Origin of the sequence: Shewanella sp. MTB7, assembly GCF_027571385.1 — a bacterium.
Lineage (GTDB): Bacteria > Pseudomonadota > Gammaproteobacteria > Enterobacterales > Shewanellaceae > Shewanella.
Map to the genome: position 1 here is coordinate 2,891,775 of NZ_CP085636.1, position 25,732 is coordinate 2,917,506.

Annotated in this window: 21 protein-coding genes; 7 read left to right on the plus strand and 14 right to left on the minus strand. The window is 41.7% G+C overall.

What is annotated here, in order from left to right; all coding sequences use genetic code 11:
* Positions 1 to 2: 2 nt before the first annotated feature.
* From bamC to HWQ47_RS12385, 7 genes are all read left to right on the plus strand, one after another.
* The gene (gene bamC, locus HWQ47_RS12355; protein ID WP_269971411.1) at positions 3 to 1,124 is read left to right on the plus strand and encodes an outer membrane protein assembly factor BamC; all 1,122 of its coding nucleotides are present in this window, start codon (positions 3 to 5) and stop codon (positions 1,122 to 1,124) included.
* Positions 1,125 to 1,340: 216 nt separating this feature from the next.
* Entirely contained in the window at positions 1,341 to 2,426 is a 1,086-nt protein-coding gene (locus HWQ47_RS12360; protein WP_269971412.1) for an efflux RND transporter periplasmic adaptor subunit, read from the plus strand.
* Positions 2,423 to 5,515, plus strand: a complete 3,093-nt coding sequence (locus HWQ47_RS12365; protein WP_269971413.1) for an efflux RND transporter permease subunit — start codon at positions 2,423 to 2,425, stop codon at positions 5,513 to 5,515. Before HWQ47_RS12360 ends, HWQ47_RS12365 begins: the two co-directional genes overlap by 4 nt.
* Positions 5,516 to 5,737: 222 nt before the next feature.
* Positions 5,738 to 6,916, plus strand: a complete 1,179-nt coding sequence (gene iadA / locus HWQ47_RS12370) for a beta-aspartyl-peptidase (protein ID WP_269971414.1) — start codon at positions 5,738 to 5,740, stop codon at positions 6,914 to 6,916.
* A gap of 81 nt (positions 6,917 to 6,997) precedes the next feature.
* Positions 6,998 to 7,819, plus strand: a complete 822-nt coding sequence (locus HWQ47_RS12375; protein WP_269971415.1) for a cyanophycinase — start codon at positions 6,998 to 7,000, stop codon at positions 7,817 to 7,819.
* 434 nt (positions 7,820 to 8,253) lie between these two features.
* Positions 8,254 to 11,070 (plus strand): cyanophycin synthetase, encoded by a 2,817-nt coding sequence (gene cphA, locus HWQ47_RS12380; protein WP_269971416.1) that lies wholly within the window; start codon positions 8,254 to 8,256, stop codon positions 11,068 to 11,070.
* A 66-nt stretch (positions 11,071 to 11,136) separates the two neighbouring features.
* Complete coding sequence (locus HWQ47_RS12385; RefSeq protein ID WP_269971417.1) at positions 11,137 to 12,816, plus strand: Mur ligase family protein; 1,680 nt, start codon at positions 11,137 to 11,139, stop codon at positions 12,814 to 12,816.
* Between the two features lie 93 nt (positions 12,817 to 12,909).
* Here the strand turns inward: HWQ47_RS12385 and HWQ47_RS12390 are convergent, their stop codons facing one another.
* From HWQ47_RS12390 to HWQ47_RS12455, 14 genes are all read right to left on the minus strand, one after another.
* Positions 12,910 to 13,182, minus strand: a complete 273-nt coding sequence (locus HWQ47_RS12390; protein WP_269971418.1) for a DUF2897 family protein — start codon at positions 13,180 to 13,182, stop codon at positions 12,910 to 12,912.
* A 55-nt stretch (positions 13,183 to 13,237) separates the two neighbouring features.
* Entirely contained in the window at positions 13,238 to 13,975 is a 738-nt protein-coding gene (kdsB, locus tag HWQ47_RS12395) for a 3-deoxy-manno-octulosonate cytidylyltransferase (protein ID WP_269971419.1), read from the minus strand.
* A gap of 64 nt (positions 13,976 to 14,039) precedes the next feature.
* Positions 14,040 to 15,110: a 3-deoxy-alpha-D-manno-octulosonate 8-oxidase KdnB gene (kdnB, locus tag HWQ47_RS12400; protein WP_269971420.1), complete on the minus strand. Its 1,071-nt coding sequence runs from the start codon at positions 15,108 to 15,110 to the stop codon at positions 14,040 to 14,042.
* A gap of 76 nt (positions 15,111 to 15,186) precedes the next feature.
* Positions 15,187 to 16,371: an 8-amino-3,8-dideoxy-alpha-D-manno-octulosonate transaminase KdnA gene (kdnA, locus tag HWQ47_RS12405; protein WP_269971421.1), complete on the minus strand. Its 1,185-nt coding sequence runs from the start codon at positions 16,369 to 16,371 to the stop codon at positions 15,187 to 15,189.
* Positions 16,372 to 16,611: 240 nt separating this feature from the next.
* On the minus strand, positions 16,612 to 17,223 hold the full coding sequence (gene can / locus HWQ47_RS12410) for a carbonate dehydratase (RefSeq protein WP_269971422.1): 612 nt from the start codon (positions 17,221 to 17,223) through the stop codon (positions 16,612 to 16,614).
* A 327-nt stretch (positions 17,224 to 17,550) separates the two neighbouring features.
* The gene (locus HWQ47_RS12415; RefSeq protein ID WP_269971423.1) at positions 17,551 to 18,384 is read right to left on the minus strand and encodes an alpha/beta fold hydrolase; all 834 of its coding nucleotides are present in this window, start codon (positions 18,382 to 18,384) and stop codon (positions 17,551 to 17,553) included.
* Between the two features lie 78 nt (positions 18,385 to 18,462).
* Positions 18,463 to 19,152, minus strand: coding sequence for a M15 family metallopeptidase (locus HWQ47_RS12420; RefSeq protein WP_269971424.1), 690 nt, complete (start codon positions 19,150 to 19,152; stop codon positions 18,463 to 18,465).
* A complete protein-coding gene (dapE, locus tag HWQ47_RS12425; RefSeq protein ID WP_269971425.1) occupies positions 19,146 to 20,276 on the minus strand; it encodes a succinyl-diaminopimelate desuccinylase in 1,131 nt (376 codons plus the stop codon). The genes HWQ47_RS12420 and dapE overlap by 7 nt, the downstream gene beginning before the upstream one ends.
* Positions 20,273 to 20,617, minus strand: a complete 345-nt coding sequence (locus HWQ47_RS12430) for an ArsC family reductase (RefSeq protein ID WP_269971426.1) — start codon at positions 20,615 to 20,617, stop codon at positions 20,273 to 20,275. The genes dapE and HWQ47_RS12430 overlap by 4 nt, the downstream gene beginning before the upstream one ends.
* A 293-nt stretch (positions 20,618 to 20,910) precedes the next feature.
* Entirely contained in the window at positions 20,911 to 21,420 is a 510-nt protein-coding gene (gene crr / locus HWQ47_RS12435) for a PTS glucose transporter subunit IIA (RefSeq protein ID WP_269971427.1), read from the minus strand.
* An 80-nt stretch (positions 21,421 to 21,500) separates the two neighbouring features.
* Entirely contained in the window at positions 21,501 to 23,201 is a 1,701-nt protein-coding gene (gene ptsP / locus HWQ47_RS12440) for a phosphoenolpyruvate--protein phosphotransferase (protein ID WP_269971428.1), read from the minus strand.
* Positions 23,202 to 23,249: 48 nt separating this feature from the next.
* The gene (locus tag HWQ47_RS12445) at positions 23,250 to 23,507 is read right to left on the minus strand and encodes an HPr family phosphocarrier protein (RefSeq protein ID WP_269971429.1); all 258 of its coding nucleotides are present in this window, start codon (positions 23,505 to 23,507) and stop codon (positions 23,250 to 23,252) included.
* Between the two features lie 28 nt (positions 23,508 to 23,535).
* On the minus strand, positions 23,536 to 23,922 hold the full coding sequence (locus HWQ47_RS12450; protein ID WP_269971430.1) for an ACT domain-containing protein: 387 nt from the start codon (positions 23,920 to 23,922) through the stop codon (positions 23,536 to 23,538).
* A gap of 136 nt (positions 23,923 to 24,058) precedes the next feature.
* On the minus strand, positions 24,059 to 25,696 hold the full coding sequence (locus HWQ47_RS12455; RefSeq protein ID WP_269971731.1) for a methyl-accepting chemotaxis protein: 1,638 nt from the start codon (positions 25,694 to 25,696) through the stop codon (positions 24,059 to 24,061).
* Positions 25,697 to 25,732 lie beyond the last annotated feature (36 nt).

The window sequence follows — 25,732 nt, forward strand, 5'->3', positions numbered from 1 at the left end:
AGATGTTAAAGCAAGTGACTCCCTTAATTTTGATCGCAGCTGTTACAGCTTGTAGCTCGCCAGTCGATCGTAGACAAGCTAATGGCGGTGATGAATATGTCAACGCACTTATCGAACCCGCACTCGTCATTCCTGATGGGTTAAATACGCCTACTTACAGTAAAGAGTATGAAATTCCTAAGTTTGGTGCTAAAAGTGATGTGACATTAGTCGGTAAAATGTTGGACATTCGTCCGCCATTGCAAGTCTTACCCATGGCTGAAGGAACTCGTGTTGAAGAGGGTAGTGACAATATTAAAATCGTTGTTGAGTCTATCGATAATGATATAGATCTTAAAAAAGAGCTCTTTGACGTATTAAAATCTTACTTATCGAGTAAATCTATCGCGATTTTAAATGAAGATTACGAGAAAGGGATAATAGAAACCGATTGGTTAGAAAGCGAAGAGATAATAGATTCAAATCTATGGGGTAGCGATGAGATTTACCTGCTTCGTCAGCGTTATCAATTCCATGTCGATGTTCGTCCTCATGGGCGTAGTGGCAATATTTCTATCGATTTGATTGAGCATGCAGAGAGCTTTAATGGTGAACAACAAGATATTGTTTTAAGTGGCGAAGATAAGCGTCGTTATACCATAGATATGCTTAATAATGCTGTTGCTTATATGAGCATTAAACGTGCGCAGTCGATTAAAGCTAAACGTATTAAAGAGAGTTTAGGTATCGACGTTGCAGTGATTAAAGGTTCTGGCCCTGATGTAGAAGGCGAGGATGTAGTGCAATCATATTGGCTTGCGGATGCGCCGTTTAAGCGAACGTGGGAACGTCTTCGTATTGTATTGCCTGAACTAGGGTTTGAAATTATTGATATGGACGTCGGCAAAGGTCTTTACTATGTCAATGTTAACGATGATTCAGGTTTCTGGAGCTCTTTGTGGAATGAAAAGGATCTTCCTATCAACGAAGGTTCATACCGTTTACAACTGAAAGAAGATGCAACTAAAGACAAAACTGAGATCTATCTTCATGATGTTGAAAATCAACCTTTAGATAATGCAGCAATAGAAGCGATATATGAAGGGTTAGCTGAATTGATGAAAGAGGAACGTAAAGTTCGTTAATTTTCAATGTTGATACTTATTAAGGAGGCACTAAGCCTCCTTTTTTTATGCATAAATTTTGTCAAATACCAAATGATGGTAATATGTTTGGTTTGCATATATTTTGTAAGCAACGGTAAGGGCTATTGATGAAATGCGTCTGATAGGTAAAATATATTGTGTAAATTGTGCACCATAAGGTTTATGGGCAGTATTAATACAACCTGCGGATAATTAATGAAAAAAATAATAATAACCTTCATCCTTCTTTCTCTTGTCTTCTTGGCTTATCAAACATTTTATTCAACGACTAAAACAGCGGTACAAAAACCAAGACCCATTGCAAATGTTGTGGTAGCTAAAGCTGAAATACAAACCATAAGAGATGAAGTTGAAGCGTTAGGTACCACTAAAGCTAATGAATCTATCACTGTGACACCTAAGGTGACAGAGGTGGTGACCCACATCTATTTTAATGATGGTGATGTGGTACACAAAGACCGTTTGTTGGTCCAGCTTCAAGATAGTGCACAAGTCGCGCGAGTGACTGCCGCAAAAGTGCGAGTTAGTGAACATAAGCGAGAACTTGACAGGATCCGTGCCTTAGTCACTAGCCAAACAATTGCAGAGTTAGAGCGTGATAGGTTGCAAACCCTAATCGATACCGCCAAAGCTGAACTTGCTCAGGCAAGCTCTGAACTCAAAGACAGACGTATTAACGCGCCATTTCAAGGACGGTTAGGCTTACGTCAGATCAGTGTTGGCAGTTTAGTTTCACCTGGCATAGTGATGACCACCCTAGATGATATCTCTGTGATTAAGCTTGATTTCTCTGTTCCTGAACGTTTTCTTACTTCACTTGCCATAGGTAAAAATGTTGAAGCCACAGCAATAGCTTTTCCTGATGAACTCTTTAATGGCAAAGTGACTTCAATTGATAGTCGAGTTAACCCGACAACTCGTACCGTCATTGTTCGCGCAAAGATCCCCAACACGCACCATAGATTACTGCCTGGTATGTTAATGAAGGTCAAATTGATAAAAGAGAGTCGAGATGCGCTTATTTTACCTGAGTCAGCCATCATTCCGATACAAGATCGGCATTATGTTTATTTAATTGGCAGTGATAACCAAGTGATTGAAAGGCAAGTTAAGCTTGGTCTTCGCAAGCGTGGTTGGGTGGAAGTGTTAGAGGGAGTTGTCGCGGGGGAACAAATTGTGATCCGCGGTATTTTGAAGGTTAGACCCGGTGATAAGGTTAAAGTCCAATTTAGTGAAAGTTTTAGTTTCTTAAAGAAAGCTAAAGTTGGGCCAACGGCATGATACTTACTGATCTGTCGGTAAAGCGACCGGTATTTGCTTCTGTTATCAGCATACTGTTAATTGTATTTGGCCTGGTTGCATTCGATAAACTGCCTTTAAGAGAATACCCCAATATCGATCCGCCCGTCGTGTCGATACAAACTAACTACCGAGGTGCCAGTGCATCAGTAGTAGAAAGCCGAATCACTCAATTGGTTGAAGATAGAATCAGTGGCGTCGAAGGGATCCGCCACATTAACTCTTCGAGTCGTGATGGTCGCTCGACGGTTACATTAGAGTTTGATGTTGGCAGAGACATAGAGGCTGCAGCCAATGATGTCAGAGATCGCGTATCTGGGTTACTCAATAATTTACCTGAAGAGGCTGAGCCTCCAGAAGTGCAAAAAGCCAACGGTGGTGATGAAGTGATCATGTGGTTGAACCTTGTTTCTGATCAGATGACGACACTACAACTCACCGACTATGCCCGGCGTTACCTGACCGACCGTTTATCTGTGATTGACGGTGTGGCAAATATTCGCATCGGTGGTGGTAAAGTTTATGCCATGCGTGTCTGGATCGATCGACAAGCCTTAGCGGCGAGAAATCTGACCGTTGCCGACATTGAAAGAGTTCTGCGCTCGGAAAATGTTGAGTTACCAGCAGGCTCAGTTGAATCAAAGGAGCGACATTTCACTGTTAGGGTTGAGCGTAGTTTTCGTAATCCCGATGACTTTGCCAATTTAGTCCTTAGCGAAGGTGAAGATGGATATCTGATCAAGCTTGGTGATGTGGCTAAAGTCAGTATTGGTTCTGAAGAGGAGAGGATCACCTTTAGGGGCAACCGTGAAGCTATGATAGGCCTAGGAGTCTCTAAGCAATCGACCGCCAATACCTTAGATGTTGCCAGGGCAGCCAATGCTTTAGTTGATACCATAAATCCAACCCTACCGGCTGGCATGGAGATTAAACGCTCTTATGACAGTTCAGTATTCATTGAAGCGTCGGTGAAAGAGGTGTACCAAACCCTCTTTATTGCGATGTTGCTGGTGATCATTGTTATTTATCTTTTTCTTGGCAGCGTAAGAGCGATGTTGATCCCGGCGATCACCGTTCCCGTCTCCTTGATGGCGACATTTATCGTGTTGTATGCCTTAGGGTATACCATTAATCTGTTGACACTATTAGCCATGATTTTGGCCATAGGCATGGTGGTTGATGATGCGATTGTGGTACTGGAAAACATACATCGGCGGATCGAGGAGGGTGATTCTCCCCTTAAAGCGGCTTACTTAGGTTCTCGAGAGGTGGCGTTTGCTGTTGTCGCAACCACCCTAGTGCTCGTGGCGGTGTTTATGCCGATCACTTTTCTTGAAGGTGATTTAGGTAAGTTGTTTAAAGAATTTGCCGTTACCATGAGCGCCGCCGTTATTTTTTCAAGTATTGTAGCGCTGACATTAAGCCCGATGATGTGTTCAAAATTGCTCAAACCAGCAGGGGATGATCCTTGGTTAGTGCGAAAAGTGGATGCTGGAATGAGTGTGGTGACAGGGTTATATAAACGCTTACTTATGAAAGCGATGTCGCATCCCTACTTTATTGGTTCATTGGTGATTATCGCATTAGCGTGCAGTGTATTACTGTTTAAAGAGGTACCGCAAGAGTTTGCTCCGAAAGAGGATAGGGGATCGATGTTCCTTATTGTAAATGGTCCACAAGGGGCAAGCTTTGAGTATATTGAATCCTATATGGATGAGATTGAAACTCGGTTGATGCCGTTGGTGGAGGCTGGAGAGATAAAGCGATTATTGATCCGTGCGCCAAGAGGTTTTGGCCGCAATGCTGATTTCTCAAATGGTATGGCGATTATTGTGCTCGAAGATTGGTCTGTGAGAAGAAGTGCCACCGAAATCACTGGGGATATACGCAGAAGATTAGCGGATTTAGCTGGAGTGAGAGCTTTTCCTATCATGAGGCAAGCATTTGGTCGTGGTGTCGGTAAGCCGGTGCAGTTTGTGCTCGGAGGTCCTAGCTATGAAGAGCTTGCTAGGTGGCGTGACATTATTCTTGAAAAGGCCAAAGAAAACCCTAACTTGATTGGTTTAGATCATGATTATAAAGAGACTAAACCTCAACTTAGGGTCATTATTGATAAAGATAGAGCCGCAGATCTTGGTGTTTCAATATCTCATATTGGGCGTACGCTTGAGTCAATGCTTGGCTCTCGATTCGTCACCACCTTTATGCGTGATGGCGAAGAGTATGATGTGATCGTTGAAGGGAATCGTGATAACCAAAATACCGCTGCAGATCTTGAAAATATCTATGTTCGCTCTGATAGAAGTCAAGCCTTGATCCCACTGTCTAATTTAGTCCATGTGGAAGAGTTTGCCGATGCTAGTCAGTTAAACCGCTATAATCGAATGCGCGCGATCACGCTCGAAGCTAGCTTGGCCGAAGGATATAGTTTAGGCGAAGCATTGATTTATCTTAATGCTCTGTCCGCAACTTACCTCCCTGCTGAAGCTGTCATCAGTTATAAAGGACAATCACTGGATTATCAGGAGTCGGGGAGCTCGATGTACTTTGTATTTGTACTCGCGCTTGGTATTGTTTTTTTGGTTTTAGCGGCGCAGTTTGAAAGTTATGTCCATCCTATTGTCATCATGTTGACCGTACCATTGGCGACACTTGGTGCGTTACTGGGCTTGTGGATGACAGGTCAGAGTTTGAATATATACAGCCAGATAGGGATTATTATGCTGGTGGGTTTAGCGGCGAAAAACGGGATCTTAATCGTGGAGTTTGCTAATCAACTCAGAGATAAGGGCGTTGAGTTTGAACAGGCGATAATACAGGCATCATCTCAGCGTTTAAGGCCAATTTTAATGACAGGAATAACTACCGCTGCAGGTGCTGTCCCTCTGGTATTATCCCAAGGCGCGGGGGCTGAAACTCGGTTTGTTATCGGCGTGGTTGTGCTTTCTGGCATCGTGCTGGCAACGTTTTTTACTATCTTTATTATCCCTGTTGCTTATACCATGTTTGCTCGACACTCAGGCTCCCCGGATGCTGTTGCTCAGGCGTTAGAAAAGGAGTTGGCCAAGTAAATTATTGAGTACAATCTTAAGTGGCTGAAGTGTAAAGGCTGAACAGAATGACTGTTTGGTCTTTGCCATTTTTATTTTGTTCATGTTAAAAGTGGGTGATTCCTATTCAAGTCGATGTAGCATTTAATGCTTAGCAGATAATGCTAAATTGTTAAAAGGTTACGTATTTAATATGTTATTCTTTGTACTATTCGATCTTAATACTATTTTCTATCAAAACTTATGACATCTTCTATTAAACAGACACCATTCATACTTATTAAAAATGCCAATGTTTATACCCCAAAGCCCCAAGGAATAATGTGTCTGCTTATTGGTGGAGGTCGAATTCTATACATGGGTAAGGATATCCCGACGTTAAGCCAAAATTTGGGTGTTAATGAGGTCGATTTACAAGGGCGAATGTTAGTACCAGGCTTTATCGATGGTCATGCTCATATTTGTGGTGGTGGAGGAGAGTCAGGTTTTTCCACTCGAGTCCCTCCAGTGCCATTGTCTGAGTTTACTTTGGCAGGTGTTACTACTGTGGTGGGGTTGTTGGGTACCGATGATATTAGCCGTTCTACTGAGTCACTAGTTTCGCAAGTATATGGGTTAAGAGAAGAGGGGCTTTCTGCGTATTGTTATACGGGGGGATACCATCTACCACCAACGACACTGACAGGTTCGGTAAAATCAGACATTGTTTACATTGAGCCCGTTATTGGTGTTGGAGAGCTCGCCATTAGCGATCACCGCTCAAGCCAACCTACGTTGAATGAGTTATTGAAAGTTGCTGCAGATGCACATGTTGCAAGATTAATGACGAATAAGGCGGGAGTCTTACATTTACATTTAGGGGATGGAGAACGTGGATTGTCATTAGTACGAGATGCATTAACGGGATCAGAAATACCTGCTCGTACTTTTAATCCAACCCATGTTAACCGTAAGCGAGAACTCTTTGAAGAGGCATGTGAATTGACGACGCGTGGCTGTTGGATTGATGTTACAGCTTTTGAGACTGGCGATGTGGGCTATGAACCTGAAGTTGCATTAACGCGTTATATTGAAAGTGATTATCCACAGGAGAAACTGACCATTAGCTCAGACGGTGGTGGTTGCTTGCCTGACTTTGATTGTCATGGTCATTTAGTTAAGTTAGATTTTGGCAAATCATCTTCAATGACTGATGTGTTTAGACAATTACTTATGTCAGGTTATTCACCTGAGAAAGTATTGCCATTTTTCAGCACAAATGTTGCACAACTTTTACAGTTTAAAAATAAGGGAATGCTTGCACAAGGTATGGATGCCGATATAGTAGTATTTAATGATGATTTGTCAGTTAGCCATGTGATGGCAAAGGGAGATTGGCATATTTTTGAAACCGTACTTTGCCGAAAGGGGATGTTTGAATAACATTTAACTGTTGTTTTTATAACCGTAACCAAGATGAAAGGTTGCCAATAATTATAAATATAAAATAGAGAATAATAAACTATGTGTCCTTCCCCTGCTCATCACAGTCATTCTCGTGGCTATGTGATCCCAATCGGCGGCGCCGAAGAAAAGATCAACAATCCAGATATATTAAAAAAGTTTATAGAATTATGTGGTGGCAAAGATGCCAATATCGTTATTATTCCAACCGCGTCTAAGTTGGAAGATACAGGTGAACGATATGAAAAGTTATTTGAAGAATTGGGCGCGGGTTATACATATTCATTGCCAATCACAAAAAGAACTGATGCAAAAAATGAAGACTTGCTGCAACATTTAGAAGAGGCTACGGGTATCTTTATCACAGGGGGGAATCAGTTAAGATTATCGACAATCCTTGGAGGAACACCTGTTGCGCAAACAATTCGCAGGCAAAATGCTCAGGGAACCCATGTTGCAGGTACTTCTGCAGGTGCTGCAATAATTTCTCAACATATGATCATAGGTGGTAGTTCTGGTATTGTACCAACAAAAGACGGCGTAAATCTCGCGCCTGGATTAGGCCTTAATAATCAATTGGTTATCGATCAACATTTTAATCAAAGGAATCGCTTATCTCGCCTATTAAGTGCGGTTTCGTATAATCCTTTCTTAATTGGTATTGGTTTAGATGAGGATACTGCGGCATTTATCAATGCAGATAATGTTTTTGAAGTTGTCGGTAGTGGCTCAGTCACGGTCATTGATCCCTCTGATTGTGATCATTCTTCGATGGCTGAAGCGAGTCGAGGCGATGTTATTACTATCGTCAATGTTAAGTTGCACATTTTGTCAGCTGGTTCGCACTTTGATATCAATAATAAAGTGGCCATGCTAGATTAATTCATTCTTAAAATAAGCTTTTAAATTGGTTTATTAGCTTATCTTTATCTCTGTTAAATCTTTCTTATCCCATCCTGAAAGTTACATTTCTCTCGTTCTCAACGAAGATGTTTGATTTTTACCTCATCGAAAAAATAGATCATGATAAAAATTAAATTCGTTAATGATAAAGGGCATTTAGGATATAAAGCTCTAAAAACACTCATGGTATCGCTTACTCTAATGCTTTGATATATATAGTAATTAATCACATGCTGCTGTATAGTTAATTAGTTGTTTGCAAATCCTATTTTCTGCGCTAATTTAGTTATCTAACAATAAAACTCTGACGCTAGAAATGTATATTTTTTCATGGTCGTTAGGGGGATTAACTCTTAGTGGGATAATAATCTGAGAAATTCTCTGTCTCTTTTTTTTCTATGTAGGAAATAAAAATGAAAATATCTACGACCAATATATTTGTAGGCCCTAATGTTTATGCCAACTTTCCCGTTATGCGATATGAACTAAATTTAGGTTGTTTGGAAAACTGGCCATCTATGAAATTGGGTGAACATTTTGTATCTGCATTACTGGATGCCATTCCTACATTGCAGTCTCATGGTTGTTCTTATGGAGAGGAAGGTGGGTTTATACGACGCTTGAGAGAAGATGATGGCACCTGGATGGGGCATATTTGGGAGCATGTGGCGATTGAACTGCAAAACTTAGCAGGCTCAGATGTAAGTTTTGGTAAAACCCGCTCACTACCTGAAAACGGGCATTATTGGGTTGTGTACGAATACAAACATAAAGATGTTGGTAGAGAGGCTGGAATACTGGCACAAACCCTTTTAATTTCATTACTCCCTGAGTCGTTACAAAAAGAGTTAGTCACAAAAATAGAGGCTGATTTTGATTTTAAAGATGAGCTTGAATCTTTTATCAGAATGGCGCAACGAAAAGAGTTTGGTCCTAGCACGGGGTCGTTAATAAAGGCCGCCGAAGAGCGAAACATCCCTTGGTTACGATTGAATCAATATAGTCTAGTGCAATTAGGTCATGGTAAGTATCAACAACGTATTCAAGCAACAATAACGAGTGAAACTAAACATATCGCTGTTGAGTTATCCTGTGATAAAGAAGATACGCATAATTTATTAAATGATCTCGGTTTACCCGTTCCTCAGCAAATGATGATCTATGGTAAAACCCAAGCAATTAGAGCGGCTAAACGTATCGGTTACCCTGTGGTGTTAAAGCCTTTGAATGCGAATCATGGTCGTGGGGTTAGTATCAATCTAAACAGTGAAGCCGAAGTCGAAAAAGGTTTTGTTCATGCAAGTGAACATGGTACAAGCCGAGCTGTTTTAGTCGAGAGTTTTGTCACTGGTTTCGATCACCGAATGCTTGTCGTTAACAATGAGTTAGTGGCAGTGGCAAAACGCGTTCCGGGGCATGTTAAAGGTGACGGTGAGTTAACAATAAGCCAACTCGTTGATCAAGTGAATGAAGATCCTCTTCGTGGCATTGGTCATGAAAAAGTGCTGACACGACTAGAGCTCGATTTACAGGCAAATGGCTTGATTGAAAAGTCAGGTTACACTCCTGAAAGTATTTTAGAAAAGGATCAAATATTTTTCTTACGATCTACTGCAAATCTATCTACAGGTGGAACGGCAATAGATGTAACGGATATTGTGCATCCTGATAACCGAGAAATGGCAGTTAGAGCAATCAAGGCTATCGGTTTAGACGTCGGTGGCGTGGACTTTTTAACGGACGATATTAGTAAATCATATAAAGATATTGGTGGTGCCATTGTTGAATGTAATGCGGCGCCAGGTTTTAGAATGCACGTGGCACCAAGCGAAGGAAAATCACGTGATGTTTCTGGAAAAGTGATGGATATGTTGTTCCCTGCAGGGCAAAGATCGCGTATTCCAGTAGCGGCGATTACGGGGACAAATGGTAAAACAACCACATCTCGTATGTTAGCCAATATTGCTAAAGTAGCGGGATACACCACAGGGATGACCTCAACTGACGGTGTTTACATCGATGGACGTTTGAGTGTGAAAGGCGACATGACCGGCCCTAAATCAGCGCAAATAGTATTACGCGATCCAAGTGTCGATTTTGCTGTGTTAGAAACCGCTCGTGGGGGCATTGTTAAACGAGGTCTAGGCTATCACGAATCGGATGTCTCCTGTTGTATCAATGTTACCGCAGACCATTTAGGCTCCCGCGGTATTGATACTGTTCAGCAACTGGCTAATGTTAAAAGAATCGTCGTTGAAGTGGCTAAGGATACGGCCGTTTTAAATGCTGATGATAAATACTGCCTAGAGATGGCTGATTATTGTAAAGCGAAACACATCTGTTATGTCACTATGGACTCAGGTCATGGATTGGTGCGTGAACATATCAGAAATGGCGGTAAGGCCGTGGTACTTGAAAAAGGCATTAACGGTGACATGATTACCTTCTATGATAACGGCGCCCACATTCCATTACTTTGGACTCATTTAATCCCCTCTACCATGGAAGGTAAAGCACTTCATAATGTTCAAAACGCCATGTTTGCGGCAGCGATGGCCTATGCGTTCAATATCTCACTGGACCACATTAGCCAAGGCTTACGGACATTTACTAACTCCTTCTATCAAGCCCCTGGTCGGATGAATGTTTTTGACGAGCATCCATTTAAAGTGATTTTGGATTACGCCCATAACCCCGCCGCGATAAAAGCGATAACAGACTTGGCGATGCGACTTGATGTTAAAGGTAAGCGTCGTATTGTGATGGCGATGCCGGGTGATCGCCGGGATGAAGATATTATTGAAGCTGCCAGAATCTGTGCAACAGGCTTTGATGAATTTATCTGTAAAGCTGATGATGATCGTCGTCGAAGAGGCTTTGATGAAGTGCCTAAAATGTTACAACAGAGTTTGTTGGCTGCTGGCGTCACTGCGGATCAAATCCAGATTATTCCAAGTGAAATTGAAGCGGTTGAATTCGTACTTAGTGTCAGTGAACCGGGTGATTTGGTCATTGTTTTAGGTGACAATATTACCCGATGTTGGAAACAAATTGTTCATTTCGGAGATGATGGACAAACACGTAACATTAATGAAAAACCATCGTCTGATTACGCTGAAATATTATTCGAACCAGTTGAGCATGCTTTCCTTTTAGAGGAAGGGCAAAGATTGGTGAAAGATGAACGAGGTGTGCGTATTGTCACCCAACATGATGAAGAAGCAGATTAGAAGCATCTTGGTTTAGGCATCATACTTGATGCCTAATTTTGTGATAACGACATTAGAAATAAGTCTATGATAATACTAAATTTTGAAGAAGTTCGTCGCATTACTGGACCTAATTTATTATCTCTACAGCCGGGAGCTCTCATCGATGTTTATTTCGACGGTGTTAGCCATGAAGCTGTTTGGCAGTGCTGGCAACAGCAGATGTCTGAAATATTTGACTTGTTAGGTTGGCAGCAAGAAAGTCTCTATTATCGGAATTTTAGTGGTGGGATGAACTTATCCATTTCAGCCCCTATTGATGCGTTATATACTGCATGTCAAGCTGTCCAGCTTGCATGGCTGTTAAGTGAGGCACAATTGCTATCACTTCCTTTCCCTGATAAAAAAATTAAGTTCAACGAATTAGAAAGTAATCTTGCTGATGAAGTGAACCCTGAGCTTTTGGCGCTAATACTAGTAGCCAATGAAAAGGGGGTTAGTTACTTGGTTGATGATGACTATTTTTCACTCGGGACGGGAAAAACTTGTCAAGTTTGGCCCGTCACTGACTTACCTGAGATAGTCAGCATTGACTGGTCGAGTTATCAAAAAGTTCCGGCAGCTTTTATTACTGGCACCAATGGTAAATCAACCAGTGTTCGCCTAGCATCGACAATCGCACGATGTGCAGGTTTACGAGCAGGAGTCACTTCTACAGATTTTATTAGAGTGGGGGAGACCATTTTAGACACAGGTGACTATTCAGGCCCTGGCGGTGCGCGCATATTATTGCGTCACCCTGAAACAGAGATAGCCTTTTTAGAAGTGGCTCGAGGAGGGTTATTGAGACGTGGCTTACCGGTTTGCGATAATCAAGCAGCCTTGATAACCAATATTGCGGCCGATCATTTAGGTCAGTATGGCATCAATACCGTGCCTGAATTGGCTGAAGCTAAGTTTATTGTCGATAAGGGATTAACTGCTGCTGGTGTACTGGTTCTGAATGCCGATGATGGTGAGTTGGTAAGGCTAAGTGCCACTACAAAACACACTATTTGCTGGTTTAGCATGGATAAATATAATTCACTTATTCAAGCTAATATGGTGAGTGGCCATACCGTTGTATTTTTCCATGAGCAACATATCCATATTGTAAATGCAGAACATTCGTTTTCTGTCGCAGTAAGTGAGATTGCGATGACGTTCAACGGTACAGCTATCTATAATATACGTAACGCGATGGGGGTTATGGGTTTGTGCTGTGTGCTCGGACTGGATGAAGATGCCATATTAAAAGGGTTAAAAGAGTTTGGCAGTGATCCCTATGACAACCCTGGGCGAGGTAATCGTTATCAGTATAACGGCGCTGAGGTGATTGTTGATTTTGCTCATAATCAACATAGTATGAATGCCGTGATTGAAATGGCGAAAATGATCCCAGCGAAACGTCGGCTTGTTATGTTCAGCCATGCCGGTGATAGAAGCGATCAAGAGATGATGGAATTAACCGATGAAGTGGCCAAATTTGAAGCGGATGAATACATTGTTGCTGAACTGGAGTCATATCTACGAGGACGTGAACTAGGTGAAATCCCTGCTTTAGTTAAAACTCATCTGTTTGACATTGATGTTGCTGCAGATCAGATCACTATTTGTGACAGTCCATTAGCTGGCGCTAAGTATGCACTGACTAAAATAGAAAAAGGCGATGTCGTGTTGTTATTTGCATTAGATAAGCGGGATGAAATTCATCGATTATTAGTATGAATTAATAAAAAAGACCAAAAGAAGCGCTTCTTTTGGTCTTTTTTATCTGAATACTATACCCACTCCATGAGCAGGTATAGTTAGAACACTGCTTCACCAAAATCCATCAGAGTCTTTATCGTCATCCTTTTTGGAAGGCGTTGATGATTGAGCTTTCTGTGAATTTGGTTCATCTTGACTCGGTTGAAGGCTTTCGTCTGACTGCTTATCCGAATGACCAGTACCAGCACTCTTGCTAATCGTTTTCTTATGGTCTTTACCAAATTGTGTCATCTTAAATTTGGCACTGTATTTAAGGACTGCAAGATTACTAACGACGACTCCTAACACCAATATGATGATGAGCCAGGTTTCGAGATCTGTCATGAACAGTCCTTTAGTTTGAATATATTAATCATAGTCTAACTGATTATCGGCTAGATTAGTCGACGGCTAAACGAGCTTCACAAATACGAATGTCTTCTGGGGTATCGACTTCAGGAAAATCAAAAGCACTGATGGCTATTTTGATCTTGTGACCGTGTTCCAGCGCCCTAAGTTGCTCTAGTTTTTCTAGCTCTTCTAAACGACCTAGTGGCAATTTTGCAAAAGTAGAGATAAAACTACGTGTATAAGCGTAGATCCCTAAATGCTTATAAACTGGATGATCATTATTGTCACGGCCAAAAGGAATTCTGGCACGCGAAAAATACAGAGCATTATAGTTATTATCAAACACAACTTTTACATGGTTTGGATTATCAAGTTCTGACTCTTTAGTAATTTCGACAGCGAGTGTCGCCATACTAAACTCACCAGGATGGCGCTCAAAAAGGCTGATAAGTTGTTCAATCGCGATCGGGTCAATCAAAGGTTGATCGCCCTGCACATTAATGACGATATCGTCATCGTTAAGTTCTAGCTGTTGAATTGCATCATCGATGCGATCGGTTCCGGATGCAGCCTCTGGATCTGTCATTACCACTTTTCCGCCGAAGGATTCAACAGCATCTTTGATACGTATATCATCGGTTGCGACATAGATAGCGCTTAGGCCTTTTGCCAAAGATGCACGTTCATAGACGTGTTGGATCATTGGCTTACCGTTAATCGGCGCCAAAGGCTTGCCTGGAAAACGGCTTGAGCCATAGCGAGCAGGGATTAACAGAGTTACGTTCATTGGTTATACCTATATTTACAAATAGAAAAGGGACTCATTTTGAGTCCCTTATTATAAACTGTAATTAGATGCGGCGAAATAGAGTCGTTAACATCTCGTCAGTGACTTTTTCTTCCCAGCCTTCACCATAGACGTTATCCCAAAGTGGTCCCATACTCTTAGTTACGGCGACCATTTTAGCAATTGTCTCATCGGGAAGATCTTTACAGATCCCCTTTGGAAGCACGATATTGTGTTTAGTTTTCATCTTACGGAACTCGGCTACGCCCTGAGGATAGAAATCCTCAAGGACGTCGAACGCTAAACAGTTACCAATTCCGTGGTGGTAGCCTAGAACATAACCTAGGCCATAAGATACGGCATGGCAGGCGCCAACTTGGCTATAAGCGATGCTCATACCCCCCATGTAGGAGGCCATCATCAACTTGTCATCTTTTTCGATATGATCGTCTATAAAGACTTCACGACAAAGCGCCATTGATTTTTCGGCAAAGGCTTTGGCAAATTCATTGAGGTACGTCCCTTCAAGTGATTCAACACAGTGGATATAACAATCCATACCTGTATAGAACCATTGATCGGTAGGTACGCCGGCAATAAGCTCAGAATCCAAGATGATCTGGTCAAATACCGTGTAGTCAGAGTTAAGACCTAACTTACGAACTGGGCCACAAAGTACGGCTGTGCGCGAAGCTTCAGCACCTGTGCCTGAAACGGTTGGTATGCCAACGTGATGAATAGCGGGGTTTTTAATTAGATCCCAACCTTGATACAACGCACTACCACCAGAATTGGTTAGCATTAGCGCCACGGCTTTTGCTAAATCCAGTGTAGAACCCCCACCAAGACCGATAACACTAACGGGGTTGTTGCCATTGAAAGCTTGTACTTGCTCTGTGAGTGAATCAACTTGTTGAGTCGTTGGCTCTTCGTCTACGTTAACGTAGATGAGTAAGTCATGCTCTTTTACTGGCAGACGAGCACTAAGAGGTTTGTGTTGGTGAACATCATCGACAAGGAATACCACGAAGTCACTCGCGTATTTACGCTCTTCATTTAGGACTTCTTCAAGTTGAACAAATGAACCACGACCAAAAATCATTTTTGGTACGCATTTAAAATTTTTGAAGCTCATATCAATATTCTCCGTTTGATATTGTAATGGTATGAAGTTACATTAATCCGAGCATGAAACGCAATAATGCGTCTGTTTATGCGAAGGCTCGTCTAATGTTTTCGATTCGCAAAGCAATCTCTTCTTCAGTCCAAGACAGTTTGATCAACATAGAGATAGTACGGCTCATAATAGCATCTGATTTTGGTACAGAGACTTGAGTATAATCAGGGCGATCTTCAATTAATGTGATCGGCAGAGCTGAACAAGACTTAAGCTCTTGAATATGTTCCCAATTACTTAGGTAGTGCCAATTGTTCACATACCAATAAAAGCAACCATCCACACCGTTTTCTGCTAATTTCTTGTTAATCTCAATGGTACGTGCTTCGGTTGGCATCATGAAGGTCAAAAAACCAGCTGAATCCCCTTCAACGTCAGGTAGCTCACGAAAAGTGATTTCTTGAATATCAGCGATGGCATTTTTGATGGTGTGTTTATTCTTACGTTGAATGTCGATAATGGTATCGAGTTTACGAAGCTGAGCAAGCCCCATAGCTGAGTTCATTTCAGAGATGCGGAAGTTCAAACCCATAATCGGATGATCCTCGGCGCCACGGTCATTCCCCACATGGTCGTGACCATGATCGGAAAACATATGGGAGTTTTTATAAATGGCGTCACTATTGGTGATCACTGCGCCACCTTCACCACACGTGATAGTCTTTACTGAGTCAAATGAATAACAACCTACATCACCTATCGTACCAAGGGCTTGCCCTTTATAGCTGCCACCAATAGCCTGACAGGCATCTTCAATTAGCACAAGATCGTGCTTCACACAAATGGCTTTTATTTCATCGATTTTACCCATAGAGCCACACATGTGAACCAAGTTAACGGCTTTAGTACGCGGCGTGATCGCAGCTTCAATGCCTTCAGGTGATAAACATAAGGTTTCATCAATTTCAGCAAATACAGGAATAGCACCCGCCATAAATACCGCTTCAACTGAGGCAACAAAAGTAAAAGGTGGTACGATGACCTCATCGCCTGCGCCAATACCTGCTGCAGCTAAAGCTGTTTGCAGTGCGGCGGTACCACTAGAAAGAAGATGAGCATGCTTTACGTTCATCTTTTTGCAAAGTAGCTGCTCCATTTCACGAGTTTTCCAGCGGTCATTACGCATATGATCAAAGTTATACCGAAAAGTAAAACCGTTATCTAATACATCTGCAACTTCTTGCTTCTCTTCTGGGCCAAATAGTTCAAAGCCGGGCATGTAAATTTCCTTATCATTTGCGTTTTTTTAGGGATAAAAAGAATAATAGTGAGAGATTATAACTGGATTGGAAGGTAAACTGTGATGTTTATCAATATTATTTACAAGAAAAACCATTAAATAGTGGTATGTATCAAACAGCCCTTAAATCATGTACATTTAAAGGCTGTAAGGCAAAGAATAATCGTAAGTCAGATTATTTTGAATTCAATTTTGAAACTAACGAGAGAGTAGAATAAATTATTCAGGTTTAAATCTTTCGTTATCGACGGTCACATTCAGATCGGATAACAGTCCATTATCGATACCGTAAATCCAGCCATGAACGGATACATTTTGTCCCCGTAGCCATGCATCTTGAACGATATTGGTACTACTTACGTTGCCCACTTGCTCAATAACGTTAAGTTCACAAAGGCGATCGAACTTTTCCTTACCTTCGAGTTTGTTTAGCTCAGTGCTGTGTAGACGGTGAATATCTCTGATGTGGCCAAGCCAGTTATCGATTAAGCCAAGACGTGCTTTACCCATCGCGGCCTTAACGCCACCACAACCATAATGGCCCACGACCATAATGTGTTTTACTTTGAGCACTTCAACCGCATACTGAAGTACTGATAAACAGTTAAGATCTGTGTGTATCACCAAGTTGGCGATATTTCGATGAACGAAAACTTCACCAGGCATAAGATCAATAATCTGGTTTGAAGGTACACGACTGTCAGAACAACCAATCCATAGATATTCAGGATTTTGCTGTGTTGCCAGCTGTTCAAAAAAGTTGGGATTCTCTTGCGCGATACGTTTAGCCCAGCGGCGATTATTATCAAAAAGTGGTTTTAGTATTTTCATGGTTCTCAAAAATATGTAATTAGGCTAGGTATCTGATTCAATTAAAGTGAATTCTATCACCTAAATCTAGGCTATCTGGTCTATTCAGTAATATACACAATTAATATTAATTAATGATTAAGATTTCTTGTTGCAATACCGTTTAATCTTCGTGCGCACTGGTTGCATTTATGTTTTGGTGTGGTTTTATTGATAATTGCTTTGTAGTTATTGCTTAAGTGCTTGTTTGGTGTGAAAAATGTATGTTTCTTTGACCCGAAAGTATAAAGATAAGGGAGTCGTTGACTCCCTTATCTTTAGTTCAGATTTAGGGTTGGATGCTAATCATCAAACGTGATGCTTATTCAGAAATGAACGGAGCTGAGTATTGATAAACTCTGGCTGTTCGAGCGTTGAGATATGCCCTGCTTGAGGAATATGTATAAACTCACTGCCTCTGATAGCATCATGCATCAGATAACCTTCAAGTATTGGGCGTACTTTATCCTCGACGCCTGTCATAATTAAACAAGAGGCCATTAAGGTTTCAATTTCTTCTAGTGTGTCGCGTCTGCCAAAGATTATTTTGCCTAAGCGACAGATTGTGTCTATTCGCTCCGGTTTAATATCTCTCAAAGCTTGTTTAAAGCCATTAAACAATTCAGGGGTGTTAGTGGTAGCGTCATTGGCAAAAAATAGCGGCGCTATCTGTTCAATGAGACCCTCAGGTACAGCTTGGGTATTTTTAATGATATCAAGCATAGTGTAATACTTAGCGCGTGCGACTTCAGGTTCGAAACCAACAAAACATCCCAACATCACTAAATTTTTAACACGTTCAGGTGCTATTAATGCTAATTCAGCTCCCCACATTCCGCCTACGGATAAACCGACAACGGAAAATTCTTCAATAGCGAGTTTATCCATCAGATACAGCATATGATCACTGATATCTTGCAGTGAATGACAAGCTTCAGGTAAAGACTCTGACTCACCATGACCCCATAGATCAGGAATAATACAACGATAATCTTGGCTTAAGTGTTCGACTTGGGGCGCCCACATCTTGGCATCCCAAAGGTAGCTGTGACCAAAAAGAAGTGCAGGGCCCGTGCCGATATCAATATAACTTAGTATTTTGTTATCTATGGTTAATGTTTTTCTGTTGGAGGTAAAGTTCATATTGCCTGCTGTAAGATATTGTAATCAAAATTCAATATTGTTGCTTCGTTCTGAGTTCGTTTTTAAGTCAGTTCAGAGCTAGTTCTGAACTATGCTAGGACTCGGTGCTACTCTGCGCACATATTCGTTCACAATATAGGGGAGTTTTGCCATTAACTCACTTTTAAGCTCGATGTCAGCATTGTGCAGCACAGATTCAATTTCACCTAACTTAAAACGATTAAGCAGTTTATTGGCAACAGGAAAATAACTCAAGTGCCAAGGTTCAGGGCTGACGCCACTTAGACCGAGTTGAAATGGAAAGTAGAAACCAAATTCATGACTGTGTTGAACAAGCCAAGTGTGTAGGCGTGAGCAGGGGCCTTGCGCTTGATATTCAGATGAAATTAACGCTAATTTGCTGCGTTCAATCGCATTAGCATCATAAAGATCCAGATCTGTGCCCCAATGATGTCTCGAAGTCCCTGGAAGCGCTGACCATAATAGAATTAAGTCGACCAGATCTTGACCGCTTTTATCGGTTATCGACACTGGCTGGGAATCGATATCCAGTAGCGTACGTTTGCCCAGTGCTTTGCCATTCCAAATGTGTAGTTGTTTATCAAAACTTCGGTGACCCGAGCAAACTGCAATATCAATTCCTTGCAGATTGGCAGTTTGCCTCATACAGGTTAACGCTTCTGCAGTGTATTGTTCGAGTTTATGGCCTTGATAATCAACAAGGTGTGAGCTCTCAAGGCCATAGATCGCAGTGCTATCAATTAGCAAAGTAGTTTTTCCAAAATGACTTCATAACACTGGGCGAGTAATTCAAGATCAGCGACTTTGACGCATTCATTGACCTTATGAATCGTAGCATTGACAGGACCTAATTCAATAACATGGGCACCCGTTGGTGCAATAAAACGACCGTCTGATGTACCACCGGTGGTCTGTGGATCTGTGTCTGCGCCTGTTACTTGTTTAATCGCGGCACGGGTAGCGTCAAGCAAGGGGCCATCACCGGTTAGAAAGGGAAGGCCGTTATAGATCCAATTTATCTCATAATCCAGTCCGTGAGCATCTAAGATATTGAGCACACGTTGAATCAGAATCTCAGCAGTCACTTCAGTGGAGTAACGGAAGTTAAACATCACTTCAAGGGCGCCAGGAATAACGTTTGAAGCGCCGGTCCCACCATTTATATTGGCAATTTGGAAGCTGGTCGGTGGGAAAAAGGCATTACCATTATCCCATTTCATCCGTGCTAATTCATCTAGGACTGGCGCCGCTTTATGGATTGGGTTATCGGCGAGGTGAGGGTAAGCCACATGTCCTTGAATTCCATTTATGGTGAGGTTGCCTGTAAGGCTTCCACGACGGCCATTTTTGACGATGTCGCCCAATTTATGGGTAGATGAAGGCTCACCAACAAGCGACCAAGTGATCTTCTCGTTACGGGCTTCTAATGTATCAATGACGCGGGTAGTGCCATTAATAAAGGGACCCTCTTCATCACTGGTGATGAGAAAGGCGATAGACCCGTTATGATCAGGATGCTTCTCGACAAATCGCTCGGTCGCCACTACCATCGCGGCTAAAGAGCCTTTCATGTCCGCCGCGCCGCGCCCGTGCAGATATCCATCGATAACTACTGGATCGAATGGCGGAGTATGCCAGCGATTAAGATCGCCCACAGGCACAACATCAGTGTGTCCAGCGAAGCAGAAAAGTGGCCCCTCTTTACCTCTTCGAGCCCACATGTTAGTTGTGTCTTCGAACACCATAGGCTCGATATCAAAACCTCGGGCCGCGAGTCTCTCTGCCATTAATGTCTGACAACCCTCATCGAGCGGAGTGACTGAAGGACGGGAGATGAGATCTTGCGCCAGTGTTAAGACATCTTGGCTCATCGCTTGAACCACGCTTTATAATCAGCTTCTTTAAAACCAACAAGGACTTTGCTATCGGTGACTAATACGGGGCGTTTAATCAGTGTTGGGTAAGTTAGCATTAATTCAATGGCTTTTACTTGGTCGATACCTGACTTGTCATCATCACTGAGATTTCTAAAACTGGTGCTACGCTTGTTGAACAAGGTTTCCCAGCCTATGGCGTCTACCCACGTTTCGATCTGTTCTTTGGTGAGACCATCAACACGAAAATCATGGAAAGGAATATTAAGATTGTTGGCTTCTGTCCATTTACGTGCTTTTTTGACCGTATCACAATTTTTTATTCCGAAAAGAGTCAAGATGATTTCTCCATATAGAATGCTGAAGTTCATGCAGAATGATGTGGCAAACTAACTCGCCAGATGCATGAAACTATTAATTGCACGCATTGTGGCATTGCCTAGCAAAGGACTCAAGTCTCTACTGCTTTTACACGTAAATTGAATCGTTAAAGAGATGGTTTTCCACTGTTAGTTTTCAATTGCTAATTATCATCGTGGGCTTTCTTGGGCATGGTGTCATTCACCCTAGGTATGTTTAAGATAAGCTCGATGGCATTGGCCGCTCGAGCTAGTCATGACAATGAGTTGGATTAGAGATCCACGGTAAATATCACATCTTTACCTGCAGTAACGCTACCATGAGATTTATGCAATGATTTAACATCTTCCATATTCGCTAATACGACAGGTGTCAGCAGACTTTCAGCATGTTGTTTTAGGTAGGCCAAATCAAATTCAAGGATGGGTTCACCTTTTTTGACGGTTTGTCCCTCTTCGGCAAGCCGCTTAAAACCATTGCCCCTCAATTCTACAGTACCAACACCGAAATGAACGAACAGTTCTAGCCCTTGATGTGACTCAATGCTAAAGGCATGATTTGTTTCAAATATCTTTCCTATGGTACCGTCTATTGGTGCGAGAATTTGGTTGCCTTTAGGGTTAATAGCCAAACCATCACCGACTATTTTCTCAGCAAAAACAACATCGGGTACTTTTTCTATAGCAACAATCTCGCCGGATACCGGGGCAAAAATTTCAATGCCACCAACGGGATTGGTTTGTCCTGACATTAATCGTCTAATTCGGCTTAAAAATCCCATTTATAATTCCCTAGTACACATATATTCTTCATTATTATGATGTTACTTTCGTGCTCGTATAGCATACTGAATAAACTAAGTTAGGAACAGTGCGCTATGTAATGATTTAGCTCTTCTATGCGCTGTAATTGCAGTACGTCTTGACCCCATTTTTTATAGGTCGATAAATCTTGACGGCAAAGAGAGGACTTTAGCTCAAGCAGGGAGTTAATGTTGACACTGAGTTCATCGACCCCCATGCCAATTAAAATAGGGGCCACCTTAGGGTTACTGGCCAGTTCGCCACAAACGGATACTGACACTCCTTGCTTCTTTGATTCATCGATTGTCATTTTTATTAATTTCAAAATTGGCGGTGACAGAGATGGGTATATTTTAGTTAAACTTGGGTTAGTTCTGTCAGCGGCCATGGCATATTGAGTCAGATCATTGGTACCAATACTGATAAAGTCCAACTTGGTTAACATAGAAGCTAAGTTCATGACGGCTGCCGGTGTTTCCACGACAATGCCATAGCTTAATTCTCCAAAACCACGCTCTTCATTATCGAGTTCCTTTTTACATTCATCAATGACTTCAAGAATGGCATCGAGTTCTTCGACTTGGTTAATCATAGGGAACATTAATCTTATCTTGCCATGATTGGCTGCACGCAGTACGGCCCTGAGCTGAATTTTGAGCAGTTGTGGATGTTCTAAAAAATAACGTGTTCCGCGTATACCTAGCGCAGGGTTATCTTCAGCAGGTAAGGCTAAACAGGGGAGCTCCTTATCAGCACCTATATCTAAGGTTCTTATGGTCAGTGTTTTACCGTCGAGTAATTGAAGAGCATCGCAGTAGAGACCATACTGCACATTTTCCGTAGGCATTGTACTGACGTTCATCAACATAAACTCAGTACGAAATAGGCCGATACCATCAGCCCCAACATCGGCCAGTAAACTAAATTCACTGAGGCTACCCACATTCGCCATCAAAGGAATGGTGTAGTTGTCCCGAGTGGCGGCAGGCAAAAGCTTAAATCTTTGTAGTTTCTTTTTACGCAGTTGATCATCAGCTTTTAAGTGTTCTAATGTTTCAAGTTGTTGTTTATTCGGTTCAACATACAAACATCCCGATAGCGCGTCGACCACCATAAAGAGATCGTTTTGTAATGAATCATCAAAGTCACAGCTGAGTAGGGCTGGGAGCCCAGCGCTGCGGGCTAAAATGGCTGTGTGGCTGGTTAATCCTCCAGTTTTGAGCACAATACCGACTATTTTATCTAAAGGAAGGATTGCGAACTCTGCTGGCGTTAAATCTTTAGCCAGCAAAATAGTAGGTTTAGTTACATTTTCAAGATCATAACTAATTGAACCATGAATGGCAGAAATTAAACGATTGCATAGACAATTCACATCCTGTGCTCTATTGGCTAAATAGGGGTCTTCCATGGCTTTAAGTAAGTTGATTTGTTGCGCGAACACACGTTCAACAGCGACACAGGCGGCAAATTGCTGCTGACTGATAGTATTGAGGAGTTGATTGTTCAACTCTTCATCTTCAAGGAAAAGTATATCGGCTTCAATTAAGAGATAATGCTCACAATCTTGATTGAGTTTGCTTAATCCATTATTTAATAACTGAAGAACCTGCATGATTGCTTGTTTGAGCTTAGCTTGTTCAGACTCGATTTCTGCTAAGGGGAGAAGGCGATAGTTTAATTCCCTATCGTGGTATTTAAGTACTCTTGAATGACCAAATGCAATCCCAGATGAAACCACTATTCCTGGAGTAGACATGCTTATTCCCTATCGGTTAAATACTTAAATGAAGTCATAAGAATTTGATTAACTCAAAGTGATGATAAGCTCAGATACCTTTTCTACTGCCTGTTCAGCTTGAGGCCCTTCAGCAAAGACCCTAACCGTCACACCTTGGTATAGACCTAAGGTTTGTAGCTTGAACAGACTTTTAGCGCTGGCTTGCTTACCGTTACATTCAACGAGTACGTCACAGTCATAGTTTTTAGCTGCTTTTACAAGCATCGCTGCTGGACGGGTATGTATACCGTGCTTAGCCATGATAGTGACAGATTTTTCATACATAAGATAAACTCATTTGATAGGCACTAAATTAATATTCAGTGATTTGGAACTGTTTCTTTTTTAATGCCGTGATGGCCTCGGCTAACTTGTCTTTTTTAACAAGGATATAGTCAGTGTCGAAGGTTGAAATTGCAAAAATACTGATACCTGCGATGGCTAGTGCACCAGAGACGCTGGATAGGATCCCCGTCATAGAGAAACCTAGCGGCCCAACAACTTCAAGGCAACGCCAGTTGCTTTCCTCTTCTATACTCTCCAATTTGAGTTCAGCTGGAACGACGACAGACAGTTCGTCTTTCGTTTTACCAACAAAAAACATCTCTTGAGTAAAAACTTTAGCGGGGATTTTAGCATCAGGGCTAAAGCTGTGAATGCTGTAAATCTGAGAATGAACAGCAAGAGTCATTCTTGACATGGCTATAGTTTACCTAAAGTAGTTTTAAATTCATATCCCAACATATTAACATAAATCCTATAACTAAAAAGGGAGCAATTAGCTCCCTTAGTTTATACCAAAATCCCATATAATGAAGGAGTTTTCTCCATTATAGCTAAACCTTAAATTGAGCTAAAGTTTGTGCCGTGTCTTCACTTAAATCTTGTAAGGAGATAGCTGCACACTTATTACTCTCATTGGCTTTAACTGTGACTTCAGTGAGCTCGGTGATACTGCAGACATTGCGGTTTATCTCTTCAGTGACGAGAGATTGCTCTTCTGTTGCACTGGCGAGTTGCGTATTCATATCACTGATATGAGCTATCAAGCCCAAAATGTCGTTAAGTGCGTCATTTACTTCGTTTACCTGACTTTGAAGTTGCACCGAGCGTTGTTGAGTGTTTGAATTACTATTCATCACACCCGCAACACCGGACTGTATCTCGGTAATTATTTTTTGAATCTCGTTGGTCGATACTTGAGTCCTTGTTGCCAAAGCACGAACTTCATCTGCCACAACGGCAAAACCGCGACCATGAGCACCCGCTCTTGCGGCTTCAATAGCTGCGTTAAGGGCTAACAAGTTCGTTTGGTCTGCAATACCACGTATCACATCTAAAATACTGCCAATTTGATCTGAGGAATGGACTAAATTTTGAGTGATTAATTCAGCATTTATTAATTCTTCAACTAAATCTTCGGTATTCCCAAGTGTTTTATCCATCAATGTCTTACTTTGTTCGACTTGATGCTGAACACTATTCGCTGCATCAGCGGCTTGTTGAGTGTTGTTTGCCATCTCATGGGTGGTCGATAACATCTCATTGATGGCCGTTGCTACACTGCTGGTTTCTTGATGCAGATGATCAATACAGGCGTTAGATTCTCCTACTGCGGTAAGCAGTCGATTAGCATCTTGATTCAAGCTGTTTCCTAGAGGTTTAAGATGGCCCACCATGAGATTAATCTTTTCGACAAAGAGGTTAAAGGCGGTAGCGAGTTCAACAACTTCATCATTGCCGACGGTAGGAAGACGCTTGGTGAGATCGCCTTCACCTTCAGAAATATCTTTCATCGCTGCGATAGCTTCTTTTAGCGGGGAGCTAATGGAGTGGTTTAATATTAAGAAAAAGGCGAAAATAGGGGCCGATATTAATACCATTATAATGAGGTAATTAATGACAACGTCATAGGTAGCTTCGTTGATATCACTCATGTAAGAACCTGTGACTAAGGTCCAATTCCAAGCAGGGTAATATCTCGCTTCAATTAGTTTGACTTCAATGTTGCCAGTGTTGGGGTTGAGCATCGTAAATTTCTGTTTAGATATACTGGCGGTTTTGGCTTCTGTGACCATATCTGAAAGAGACAAGTTTTCGTCTTGAGCTCGCATAGTATTTGCGCTTTGTCCGATGAAGTTTTCTGATCCACCATGGGAGATAATACAATTGTTTTCATCGATCAGAACAAAGTAATCATCGCTTCCACTGCCGATTTCATTCACTAACTGAGCAGCTTCCTCTTGAGCATCAGTAAGACTCGTTTTTCTCTGTGTAACTTGTTTCCTATGGGATTCAATGATACTGAGCACAGTGGTGAGCTGGGCATCATTTTGTACCCATTTTTGTTTAATCAAATTATTACGTTGTTCATTAATAGAGAAACTTGCGAAAAATAAGGTCCCAATTGCGGCAAGGATAAGCATTAAAAATAATCGCTGGAGTATGCTGAAACGACGTAATACAGATATCATAAAACTCTCTGTTAACACTGGATAAAGATAGATTGA

Excerpts from the sequence above, each read along its gene's own strand:
- HWQ47_RS12360 (WP_269971412.1), top strand. The coding sequence starts at position 1,341 with ATGAAAAAAATAATAATAACCTTCATCCTTCTTTCTCTTGTCTTCTTG.
- dapE (WP_269971425.1), bottom strand. The coding sequence starts at position 20,276 with ATGAGCCAAGATGTCTTAACACTGGCGCAAGATCTCATCTCCCGTCCT.
- ptsP (WP_269971428.1), bottom strand. The coding sequence starts at position 23,201 with ATGTCTACTCCAGGAATAGTGGTTTCATCTGGGATTGCATTTGGTCAT.
- cphA (WP_269971416.1), top strand. The coding sequence starts at position 8,254 with ATGAAAATATCTACGACCAATATATTTGTAGGCCCTAATGTTTATGCC.
- can (WP_269971422.1), bottom strand. The coding sequence starts at position 17,223 with ATGAAAATACTAAAACCACTTTTTGATAATAATCGCCGCTGGGCTAAA.
- HWQ47_RS12365 (WP_269971413.1), top strand. The coding sequence starts at position 2,423 with ATGATACTTACTGATCTGTCGGTAAAGCGACCGGTATTTGCTTCTGTT.
- HWQ47_RS12455 (WP_269971731.1), bottom strand. The coding sequence starts at position 25,696 with ATGATATCTGTATTACGTCGTTTCAGCATACTCCAGCGATTATTTTTA.
- kdnB (WP_269971420.1), bottom strand. The coding sequence starts at position 15,110 with ATGAGCTTCAAAAATTTTAAATGCGTACCAAAAATGATTTTTGGTCGT.
- HWQ47_RS12390 (WP_269971418.1), bottom strand. The coding sequence starts at position 13,182 with ATGACAGATCTCGAAACCTGGCTCATCATCATATTGGTGTTAGGAGTC.
- HWQ47_RS12385 (WP_269971417.1), top strand. The coding sequence starts at position 11,137 with ATGATAATACTAAATTTTGAAGAAGTTCGTCGCATTACTGGACCTAAT.
- crr (WP_269971427.1), bottom strand. The coding sequence starts at position 21,420 with ATGGGATTTTTAAGCCGAATTAGACGATTAATGTCAGGACAAACCAAT.
- HWQ47_RS12375 (WP_269971415.1), top strand. The coding sequence starts at position 6,998 with ATGTGTCCTTCCCCTGCTCATCACAGTCATTCTCGTGGCTATGTGATC.
- kdsB (WP_269971419.1), bottom strand. The coding sequence starts at position 13,975 with ATGAACGTAACTCTGTTAATCCCTGCTCGCTATGGCTCAAGCCGTTTT.
- HWQ47_RS12450 (WP_269971430.1), bottom strand. The coding sequence starts at position 23,922 with ATGTCAAGAATGACTCTTGCTGTTCATTCTCAGATTTACAGCATTCAC.
- HWQ47_RS12445 (WP_269971429.1), bottom strand. The coding sequence starts at position 23,507 with ATGTATGAAAAATCTGTCACTATCATGGCTAAGCACGGTATACATACC.
- HWQ47_RS12415 (WP_269971423.1), bottom strand. The coding sequence starts at position 18,384 with ATGAACTTTACCTCCAACAGAAAAACATTAACCATAGATAACAAAATA.
- bamC (WP_269971411.1), top strand. The coding sequence starts at position 3 with ATGTTAAAGCAAGTGACTCCCTTAATTTTGATCGCAGCTGTTACAGCT.
- kdnA (WP_269971421.1), bottom strand. The coding sequence starts at position 16,371 with ATGCCCGGCTTTGAACTATTTGGCCCAGAAGAGAAGCAAGAAGTTGCA.
- iadA (WP_269971414.1), top strand. The coding sequence starts at position 5,738 with ATGACATCTTCTATTAAACAGACACCATTCATACTTATTAAAAATGCC.